The organism is Nitrosovibrio sp. Nv17, assembly GCF_900119085.1.
Taxonomy (GTDB): Bacteria; Pseudomonadota; Gammaproteobacteria; order Burkholderiales; family Nitrosomonadaceae; genus Nitrosospira.
On sequence record NZ_FPIQ01000003.1, the window covers coordinates 171,024 to 181,627 of the forward strand.

At 63.1% G+C, this 10,604-nt stretch carries 6 protein-coding genes; 4 read left to right on the plus strand and 2 right to left on the minus strand.

Going from position 1 to position 10,604, the window contains the following annotated elements; all coding sequences use genetic code 11:
* The first annotated feature begins 10 nt into the window (after positions 1-10).
* The 4 genes from metG (at position 11) to BT108_RS03415 (ending at position 6,038) form a co-directional block, all read left to right on the plus strand.
* On the plus strand, positions 11-2,101 hold the full coding sequence (metG, locus tag BT108_RS03400; protein ID WP_072293135.1) for a methionine--tRNA ligase: 2,091 nt from the start codon (positions 11-13) through the stop codon (positions 2,099-2,101).
* Between the two features lie 323 nt (positions 2,102-2,424).
* Positions 2,425-4,071, plus strand: coding sequence for a glutamate--cysteine ligase (gene gshA / locus BT108_RS03405; RefSeq protein ID WP_072293136.1), 1,647 nt, complete (start codon positions 2,425-2,427; stop codon positions 4,069-4,071).
* 40 nt (positions 4,072-4,111) lie between these two features.
* Complete coding sequence (gshB, locus tag BT108_RS03410; protein ID WP_072293137.1) at positions 4,112-5,080, plus strand: glutathione synthase; 969 nt, start codon at positions 4,112-4,114, stop codon at positions 5,078-5,080.
* Between the two features lie 25 nt (positions 5,081-5,105).
* Positions 5,106-6,038, plus strand: coding sequence for an ABC transporter ATP-binding protein (locus BT108_RS03415; RefSeq protein WP_072293138.1), 933 nt, complete (start codon positions 5,106-5,108; stop codon positions 6,036-6,038).
* Between the two features lie 79 nt (positions 6,039-6,117).
* On the opposite strand, the gene uca is transcribed toward BT108_RS03415, so the two are convergent.
* Positions 6,118-9,738 carry an urea carboxylase gene (uca, locus tag BT108_RS03420; RefSeq protein ID WP_072293139.1) on the minus strand — a complete coding sequence of 1,207 codons (3,621 nt, stop codon included), beginning with the start codon at positions 9,736-9,738 and terminating at the stop codon, positions 6,118-6,120.
* Between the two features lie 140 nt (positions 9,739-9,878).
* Positions 9,879-10,376 carry a universal stress protein gene (locus tag BT108_RS03425; protein ID WP_083566147.1) on the minus strand — a complete coding sequence of 166 codons (498 nt, stop codon included), beginning with the start codon at positions 10,374-10,376 and terminating at the stop codon, positions 9,879-9,881.
* Positions 10,377-10,604 lie beyond the last annotated feature (228 nt).

Below are 10,604 nucleotides of genomic sequence, written 5' to 3' on the forward strand. Positions count from 1 at the left end.
CGGATACCCGATGAATCCACGCGAAATCCTCGTCACCTCCGCATTGCCCTACGCCAACGGCAGCATCCACCTGGGCCACCTGGTGGAATACATCCAGACCGACATCTGGGTGCGCTTCCAGAAGATGCAGGGCCACACCGTGCACTATGTCTGCGCCGACGACACCCATGGCACGCCCGTCATGCTGCGCGCCGAGCAGGAAGGAATCACGCCCGAGACGCTGATCGCAAAGGTGCACGGCGAACACCTGGACGATTTCGCCCGCTTTCACATTGCGTTCGACAACTACCATACCACGCACTCGCCCGAGACGCGCCGCCATTCCGAGGACATCTATGCCCGGCTCAAGTCTGCCGGGCTGATCGTGGCGCGCTCCATCGACCAGCTCTACGATCCGCTCAAGCAGATGTTCCTGCCGGATCGCTTCATCAAGGGCGAGTGTCCCAAGTGCGGTGCCCGCGACCAGTACGGAGACAACTGCGAGGCGTGCGGCTCGGCCTACGCCCCCACCGACCTGAAGAACCCCTATTCCGTGCTGTCGGGCGCCACGCCGGTGAGGAGATCAAGCGAGCACTTCTTCTTCCGGCTCTCTGACGACCGCTGCATCGACTTCCTGCGCGGATGGACGGGCTCGGGAACGCTGCAGCCCGAAGCCGCCAACAAGATCCGCGAATGGCTGGGCACGACCGGAGACGACACGCTCTCGGACTGGGACATCTCGCGCGACGCACCCTACTTCGGCTTCGAGATCCCGGACGCGCCGGGGAAATACTTTTATGTCTGGCTGGACGCACCTGTCGGCTACATGGGCAGCTTCGACAACTTGTGCGCACGCGCCGGCCTCGACTTCGACCGGTTCTGGAAACGCGGCGCGACCACCGAGCTCTACCATTTCATCGGCAAGGACATCCTCTACTTCCACGCCCTGTTCTGGCCCGCGATGCTCGAGTACGCCGGCTTTCGCACACCCACTGCGATCTTCGCCCATGGCTTCCTCACGGTGAACGGAGAAAAGATGAGCAAGTCGCGCGGCACCTTCATCACTGCGCGCAGCTATCTGGAGCAGGGGCTGAACCCGGAGTGGCTGCGCTACTACTACGCAGCCAAGCTGAACGGCTCGATGGAGGACATCGATCTTAGTCTGGAGGACTTCGTGGCTCGGGTGAACGCCGACCTGATCGGGAAGTACGTCAACATCGCCAGCCGCTGCGCCGGATTCATCGTCAAGCGCTTCGACGGCACACTGGCCGGGGTGGAGGCGGACGATCCCGACGTCTGCCGGGCTTTCGATTGCCGGAGCGGGGACGGCGCCGGACACGGCCGCAACTCCGGTGAAATCGGCCGGGATTACGAGAACCGGGATTTCGGCAGAGCCATCAGGCGGATCATGGCGATCGCCGACACCGCCAACCAGTACGTCAATGACCAAGCCCCCTGGAACCTTGCCAAGGATGATGCGCGCACGCGCGAACTGCATCATGCATGTTCCGTCGCCATCAACCTGTTCCGCTATCTGACCGTCCTGCTGAAACCCATTCTGCCCAGATTGGCGGCGGACGTGGAAGCGTTCCTGCGCATCCCGCCGCTCACCTGGGACGATGCGGAGACACTGCTGCCGCAGGGCCACCGGATCGGCGAATACCGGCACCTGATGACGCGCATCGATCCTAAGCAGGTCGCCGCCATGATCGAGGCCAACAAACCCGTCCCCCAGCCCGTTCAGCATCGAGACAAAACCGATGCACCATCCACCGCGACCGACACGCGTATCGAAACCATCTCTATCGACGAGTTCTCCAGGATCGAGTTGCGCGTTGCGAGAATCGTCCGGGCGGAGCAGGTCGCGGGGGCGGACAAGCTGCTCAGGCTGACGCTGGATACCGGCACCGAATGCCCGCGTACGGTATTTGCTGGCATCCGCTCCGCCTATTCGCCCGAGCAACTGGAGGGACGTCTGACGATTCTGGTGGCCAATCTTGCGCCGCGCTCGATGAAATTCGGTGTTTCCGAGGGCATGGTGCTGGCTGCCGGCGGCCAGGAGGGCGGCCCCTACCTGCTTGCTCCGGATGAGGGTGCACAGCCGGGCATGAAGGTCAGATAGACTCCGGAAGCGAGCCGGGCGAACCGGCACCCACCGGCCGGAGATTCCGCGACCCGGAAAACCACACCCGGTTTCCGTTGTCCCATTGTCGTTTCCCATGAAGATCGAGCCGCAAATGACGCTTCCTGCGGGAACAGGAGGAACGGCAGTGCTTGCATTCTGCAATACGCTGGACTAGTCTTGAAAATGCCTGCCCAGCACACATATAGGCAGAGAATGAACGACGGGTGAATACCCGATGAGCGCCAAGGCGTGGGTGAACCGCGGATTTTCTGCCCGGAATCGCCGTACGGAGCCGCGGCCGCCAGACCCCAGGAGTCGAAATGGCATATCCGCCCCCCCCCGAACGACGCGGCGCGCCGATACACGATGCGCTGGTGCCAACACTGGTGCACGGCCTCAAGGGCATCGAAAAGGAAAGCCTGCGGATCGCGCGCGACGGCTCACTCTCGCAGCGCCCTCATCCGCAGGGGCTGGGCGCGGCGCTGACGCACCCGCATATCACCACCGACTATTCCGAAGCGCTGCTGGAACTGATTACACCCGCCTTGCCGTATACGCAGGATATGCTCGAATTCCTGGCGGATCTGCATCAGTACGTCTGTACGCACATCGGTGACGAATGGCTGCTGGCGTCCAGCATGCCCACAGGCGATCTGCGCGATGCCGCCATCCCCATTGCGCACTATGGCTCCTCCAATGCCGGCAGGATGAAGCGCATCTACCGGCGCGGGCTGAGCTATCGCTACGGCCGCTGCATGCAGGTCATCGCCGGCATCCATTTCAACTACTCGCCCGCCGAGTCGTTCTGGCCGCAATACCAGGATCTGATGGGGCACACCGGCAACCTGCAGGCCTTCACTACCGATACCTATATGAAGATGATCCGCAACCTGCAGCGGTATGGGTGGCTGATCCTCTATCTGTTCGGCACCTCCCCCACGGTATCGCGGAATTTCGCCGACAACCGCCGCTCCCCCTACTCGAGCACCTTGGAGAAGTTCGACGAGACCTCCCGCTACCGGCCTCACGCCACGTCGTTGAGAATGAGCGAGATCGGCTACCTGAATCCGGTGCAGTCGATGTTTTCCGTTTCATTCAACAGCATCGACGAGTACATGCGTGACCTGCACAAGGCGACGTCGATCCCCTACCGGGAATACGAAAAGATCGGCGCACGCACGAAAGATGGCTACCGGCAACTGAATACCCACTTCCTGCAGATCGAGAACGAGTACTACACCTCGGTGCGCCCCAAGCAGCCGACGAAGCCGAATGAAAGGCCGCTGCATGCGCTGGCGGAACGTGGCATCCAGTATGTCGAGATACGCTCGCTGGACGTCGATCCATTCGAGCCCACGGGGATCGGGCCCGATACCGCGCACTTTCTCGAGGCATTGAGCCTGTTCTGCCTGCTCCAGCCCAATTCCGGACACGATGACGGGCAGCGTGACGAAATCGCCACCAATGCATTGTCCGTGGCCAACCGTGGACGCGAACCGGCACTCGTGCTGCGCAATGGCGGGCGGAATATCCTGCTGCGGCAATGGGCACAGGAACTCTGTGAAGAGATGCGGGAAATCTGTGAGATCCTGGACGGAAGTGACAGCGCCCAGCCCTACACCCGCGCCCTCCTCGGACAGATGGAAGCCATCCGCCACCCGGAACTCACCCCATCGGCGAGGGTACTTGCAACGATGCGCGCGTGCGGGATGTCGTTCACCGATTTTGCCTTGATGCAATCCGAGGCCCACGCCCGGTATTTCAGCAACCGGACACTGAACGCGTCGGTCCGGAAATGCCTGGATCTCGAGGCCCGGACATCGCTGCTCCGGCAGACACGCATGGAGGCTGAAACCGAACCCCCCTTCGAGACGTATCTTGACAACTATTTCTCCCAGGCCAGGGAGGATGTGCGGGACTCTCTCCGAAAATTGCCCGTTTCCGTCGCCGAAACCACCGTTCCATGAAATACAGGCACCGTACCGGTACCGCCTCCGGCCGTAGCCGATGAGGCTTGCCTTCATACTCGATCCGCTGGACTCCCTCAAGTCCGGCAAGGATTCGAGCATCGCCATCATGCGCGAGGCGGCGCGACGCGGCCATCGCTTGTTTGCCCTGCAACAGGGCGACCTGGTATGGCGGGACGGGGACATCACAGGGTTTGCACGTGCACTCTACCTGGATGACCACACGGATGGGACGGAACAGGCCTGGTATCGGACGGGAGAGCCGGAAGCCAGCCCGCTGCGGGCATTCGACGCCGTCCTGATGCGCAAGGATCCGCCTTTCGACATGGAATACGTCTACACCACGTATCTGCTTGAACTGGCGGAAGCCCGGGGTGCGCGCATTTTCAACAGCCCGCGCGCGATACGGGACCACAATGAGAAACTGGCGATCGCCAGATTTACTGAATTCATTCCCCCCACGCTGGTCACCCGCCAGGAATCCCTGATCCGTGATTTCCTGCAGGCGCAAGGGGATATCGTGGTCAAGCCGCTCGACGGCATGGGCGGCGCTGGCGTCTTCCGCCTGCGCGGTGCCGACCCCAATACCGGCGCGATCCTGGAAACTCTGACGCAGCACGGTACGCGCACCATCATGGCACAGCGCCATATTCCCGAGATCAGCCAGGGCGACAAGCGCATCCTGCTGATTGCAGGCAAGCCGATGCCATACTCTCTGGCCCGTATTCCCAGACCCGGCGAGACGCGCGGCAACCTCAATGCGGGGGCGACCGGCGTGGCGCAACCCCTTACCCGGCGGGATCGGGAGATCGCCGATGCGCTCGGAGCGACACTCTACGCACAGGGACTGATGCTGGTAGGACTCGACGTGATCGGAGACTATCTCACCGAGGTCAACGTCACCAGCCCGACCTGCATGCAGGAAATCGCCGACCAGACCGGCTTCGACTCGGCTCGTGTCATGGTGGATGCGCTGGAAAGCCAGTTGCCGGCAAACACCGCCCATTGATCGGCATCACGCAAGAAAAATCCGGATGACCCCCGCCATCGAAATCCACCAGGTGCATAAGCGCTTCGGCGCGCTGCGCGCCCTGAACGGCGTCGACCTGGAGATCGGGCAGGGCGAATTCTTTGCCCTGCTGGGCCCCAACGGCGCGGGCAAGACGACGCTGATCAGCATCGTCGCCGGCCTCACCTTTGCCGACAGCGGCTGCGTCAAGGTCATGGGGCATGATGTCGTCGTCGACTACCGCGATGCACGCCGCATGCTGGGCGTGGTACCCCAGGAACTGGTGTTCGACCCGTTCTTCACGGTGCGCGAGACACTCGCGTTCCAGTCGGGCTACTATGGATTGAAGAAGAATGATGACTGGATCGATGAGATCCTCCATCACCTCGACCTCGCCGATCGCGCCGATACCAACATGCGCTCCCTCTCCGGCGGGATGAAACGCCGGGTGCTGGTGGCCCAGGCCCTGGTGCACCAGCCACCGGTCGTCGTCCTGGACGAACCCACCGCGGGTGTGGACGTGGAAATGCGGCAGGCACTGTGGCATTTCATCAAGCGGCTGAACCGCAAGGGTCACACCATCGTGCTGACGACCCACTATCTCGAGGAGGCGGAAGCCCTGTGCAACCGCGTCGCCATGCTCAAGGCGGGCCGCATCATCGCACTCGACAGCGTGCGCAACCTCGTTCGCAGCCTGCCCGGATGCCTGATCAGACTGCGGCTGTCATCCGATGCGCTGCCGCCGTCGCTGCAACCGCTCGTGGCCGGGCGGGAGGATGACGTCTACACGCTGGCGCTCGAGGCATACGCTCAGCTCGAGCAGGTCATGGCTGCCCTGCGCGAAGCGGGGATACGGATTCTCGACCTGCAGATGGTTCAGCAGGGACTGGAGGATGCCTTCGTGAACCTTACGGGGCAAGCACGTCAGCAGGAATCCGTATCGGCTTCCGCGTTCTGATTGTCTCTGGTTCTTCCTTGCGCAATCCAGCCGATACCGCAAAAAGCCGCACCCACGGAAACGAGGACGCAGATACGGCTTAGTCCGCCTGCACCACCAGCAGCGAACGGCCGGCGATCACGTGCTCGCCGTGCCGGCACAGCAACCGCCACACGGTACCGCCGACGGGCGACTCCACCACGAATTCCATCTTCATCGATTCGAGGATGACCAGCGGATCGCCCGCCTCCACGCGCTGGCCTGCCTCCACCAGCAGCTTCCATACCGTACCGGTAACGTGCGCGCTGACGGTATGCGTGCCATCCGGCAGGTCCAGTTCGTCGTACTTGTCCGCCTTCTCCAGCGCGACCTCGCTCACATACTCCGCCTTTCCCTCGAGCCGCCAGCGTTCCCGTTCGGCCTCAAAAGCGGCCTGCTGCCCGGCCTTGAAGGCCTCGATCGAGGCCGCCTCGCGATGCAGGATGGCATTGTACTGCCTCAGACTGAACGTGGCCTCCTCGACCCGCAGCTTGAAGCGTCCCGAAATGAAATCGCGGCGCAGCCCGGGCAGCTCGCTCTCGCTCACCGGATAAAATCGGATCTGGTCGAAGAAACGCAGCAGCCAGGGCTTGCCCTCCTCGAAATCGCCGGTCTGGCGGTAGCGGTTCCACATCTGCACGGTGCGCCCGACGAACTGGTAGCCCCCTGGCCCCTCCATGCCGTAGATGCACAGGTACGCCCCGCCTATGCCTACGGCATTCTCCGGGGTCCAGGTGCGTGCCGGATTGTACTTGGTGGTGACCAGGCGGTGGCGCGGATCGACAGGGGTCGCCACAGGTGCGCCGAGGTATACGTCGCCCAGCCCCATCACCAGATAGCTTGCTTCGAACACGATGCGCCTGACCTCGTCGATGCTCTCCAGTCCGTTGATGCGGCGAATGAACTCGATGTTGCTGGGACACCACGGCGCGTCGCTGCGCACCGACTGCATGTATTTCTCGATGGCCAACCGGGTGGCGCCGTCGGCCCATGACAACGGCAGGTAGACGATACGGGTCGGCACTTCCATGTCCTCTACTTCCGGCAGCATTTGCTCCGCGGCAACCAGCCGCTTCAGCAGCGTCACGCGGGACAGCTTGCGCGAATCGAAATGGACCTGCAGCGAGCGGATGCCAGGTGTCAGCTCCAGGATGCCCCGGATGCGGCCCGCATCCCGTTCCGCCTGGAGCCACGTCATCAATGCATGCGCGCGAAAGCGCAGATTCAGATCCAGCTCGGGTGGGCCGTACTCGACCAGCACGTACTTGTCGCCGGCCTGTCGATACATCACCTCCACCCGCCGCGCGGTACCAGGGATGCGGTGCAGCACGGGCCCGCCCGGGATGACGCCGCCCCTCGGCCGTGGCGGTACCTTCGGCAGCCGCAGATCGCGGATGGTTGCATCCTGCAGCTTCTCCAGCGCCAGCGCCTGGGCCATGTCCATCCGGCGGAAACGCACGCGATCGCCCGGCTTGAGCTGCCCGACCTTCCACAGTTCGGCCTGCACAATGGTGACGGGGCAGACGAAGCCGCCCAGGCTGGGACCGTCTGGACCGAGTATCACCGGCATGTCGCCGGTGAAGTCGACTGTACCGATGGCGTAGGCGTTGTCGTGGATGTTGGAGGGATGCAGCCCCGCCTCACCGCCGTCGCGCCGGGCCCAGCGCGGTGTGGGACCGATCAGGCGCACTCCGCTGCGGCTCGAGTTGTAGTGAACCTGCCAGTCGGCAGCGAAGAAGGTACGGATATCATCGTCGGTGAAGAAGTCCGGAGCGCCATGGGGGCCGTACAGCACGCCGATCTCCCATCGGTCGGCATAGTGCGGAATCAGCCTGCGCGGCAGCGTGCGGCGCACGTGGCGGCCAGCGGCCGCCACGTGGAGCACGTCGCCCGCCAGAAGGGCTCGCCCGCCATGCCCGCCGAACTGCCCGAGCGTGAAGGTGGACTTGCTGCCCAGATAATCTGGCACGCGGATGCCGCCTTGCACCGCCAAGTAGGCGCGGCATCCCGCCGCCTCGAGCTTCCCGAACTGCAGCAAGGCACCGGCGCGGACCGCGTGCGAACGCCATTGCGCCAGGGGCTCGCCATCGAGGCGCACTTCCATGGACGCTCCGCAGATCGCGACGATGCTGTCGCAATTGAACCGCAGCGAAGGTCCCGCGAAGGTGATCTCCAGGCCTGCCTCGCCCTCGGCGTTGTCGACGAGGCGATTGGCCAGGCGGAAGGCGATGGAATCCATGGGGCCGGACGGCGGGACGCCGATATTCCAGTAGCCCGTTCGTCCGGGATAGTCCTGTACCGTTGTCTGTACTCCCGGGCTCAGCACATCGATCGTCTTCGCGGTATAGCGGAAGCCGCCCAGGAATCCGGTGGTGTACCGTCCCAGCCGGAAGGCGGTTCCATCGACGACTTCCCTCAAGTATTCCAGGTTGGTCTCGATGCCGTGCAGCGCGCTGGCCTCCAGCGCAGCGAGCAGCTTGGCGATCGCCCCCTCGCGATCCGGCGCATGCACGATGATTTTGGCGAGCATCGGATCGTAGAAGGGAGACACCTCCACGCCACGCTCCACCCAGGTTTCCACGCGCACCACCAGGGAGGACGGAAACTCCACCTGCGTCAGGGTGCCGCAGGACGGCTGAAAATCCCGCATCGGATTCTCGGCGTACACGCGCACCTGGAGGGAAACCCCATGCGGCCGGATGTCGAACGACTCCAGCGGAGGCAAATCACCGGCGGCCTGCCGCACCATCCACTCAACCAGGTCGATGCCGGTGACCTCCTCGGTCACGCCATGCTCGACCTGCAGGCGCGTGTTCACCTCCAGAAAATAGAATTCCTTTCTGGCCTCGTCGAAAACATACTCCACGGTTCCCGCCGACTGATAGTCGACTGCCCTGCCGAGGCGCACGGCGGCTTCCAGCAGAGCCTGGCGCAAATGCGGCGCCAGGTTGGGCGCGGGCGTTTCCTCGACCACTTTCTGGTTGCGCCGCTGCATCGAGCAATCCCGCTCACCCAGCGCAACCACTCCGCCTTTGCCATCACCGAAAATCTGCACCTCGATGTGGCGCGCATTCTCGACATACTTCTCCAGGAACAGGCCGGCATTCTTGAAATTGTTCTGCGCCAGATGGGCCACCGCTTCATAGGCGCCTGCAAGCTCACCGCGATTCCAGCACAGGCGCATGCCGATGCCGCCCCCGCCCGCGGTGCTCTTGAGCATGACCGGATAGCCGATCCTCGCTCCCTGGCTCAGGGCGTCTTCCCTGTCCCGCAGCAGATCGGTCCCCGGCAGCAGCGGCACATGGTTGCGCAGGGCGAGCTCGCGCGCCGTGTGCTTCAATCCGAAGGCGCGCATCTGCGCAGCAGTGGGACCGATGAAGCGGATTCCCTCCGCCGCGCAGCGCTCGGCGAACTCGGCATTCTCGCTCAGGAAACCGTAGCCGGGATGGATCGCCTGTACGCCCGCCCGACGCGCGACATCGAGAATCCTGTCGGCATTCAGGTAGCTGTCCGACGCCGGGCCTTCCCCGATGCAGTGGGCCTCGTCGGCCTCCAGCACGTGGCGAGAGAGAATGTCCGCAGTCGTATAGACCACCACATTCGTGATTCCCATACGACGCAGCGTACGGATGATGCGGCAGGCAATGGCACCGCGGTTGGCTATCAGAACCTTCTCGAACATGCGTCTCCCCTGATTCCAGGTGGCTCCATCCGCTCAGGAAATCAAATCCGGCAAACCATGGGAAGTCTAACACGCAAGTCGTGAAGCATTCACGAACTCCATGTAAGCCGGCTCCGACGCAGCCCGCACCGAAGGCGTCTTCATGCCGGGCGAACGGGGGAGGGATTGTTCTTCTCTTCGCGCTCTCCGTCGGGCTTGACGGTCAGCACCGCGCAAGGTGCGTGCCGCACCACGAATTGTGCGATGCTCCCCAGTGTCAGATAGTTCCAGCCGCTGTATCCGTGAGTGCCCAGTACGAGAAGATCGGTGCCCTGCTCGGTGGCAACCCGTACGATCTCCTTGCCGGGGCTGCCTTCGACGAACAAGGCCTGGATGTCGTCGCCCAAAGACTGCGCGAGCGCCTCCAGCGCATCCCTGCCCTTCTGCCGGGTCTTCTCGATGCTCGCATTCACCCATTCCTCGAATCCAGGCGTGTAGTAATAGGGGGACGGCACCATCCAGCCGCTGGGCTCGAACACGTGCAGGACGGCGAGTTCCGCGCCAAGCGCACCTGCCATCCATCTGGCATGATGGATCGCATCCTGCGAGGCATCCGAGAAATCGGTGGCCAACATGATCTTCTGAATGAGGATGTCCATGGAATCCCCCTCCCATGAATGTAATCGGATCGACCATGCCCGGAATCCGGTCGTCGATGGATGATTGCCGCCCGTTTCCGAACAAAACCCTTCAAGCTCCGGCTCCGAAAAATCGCATACTGCCGGAGAGCTATCCCGTCTACATCGGTCGCAGGCCGAGCTTGTCGAGCAGGGCCCGATCCTGCGCCGCCTCAGGGTTCTCCGTCGTCAGCAGCTTGTCCCCATAAA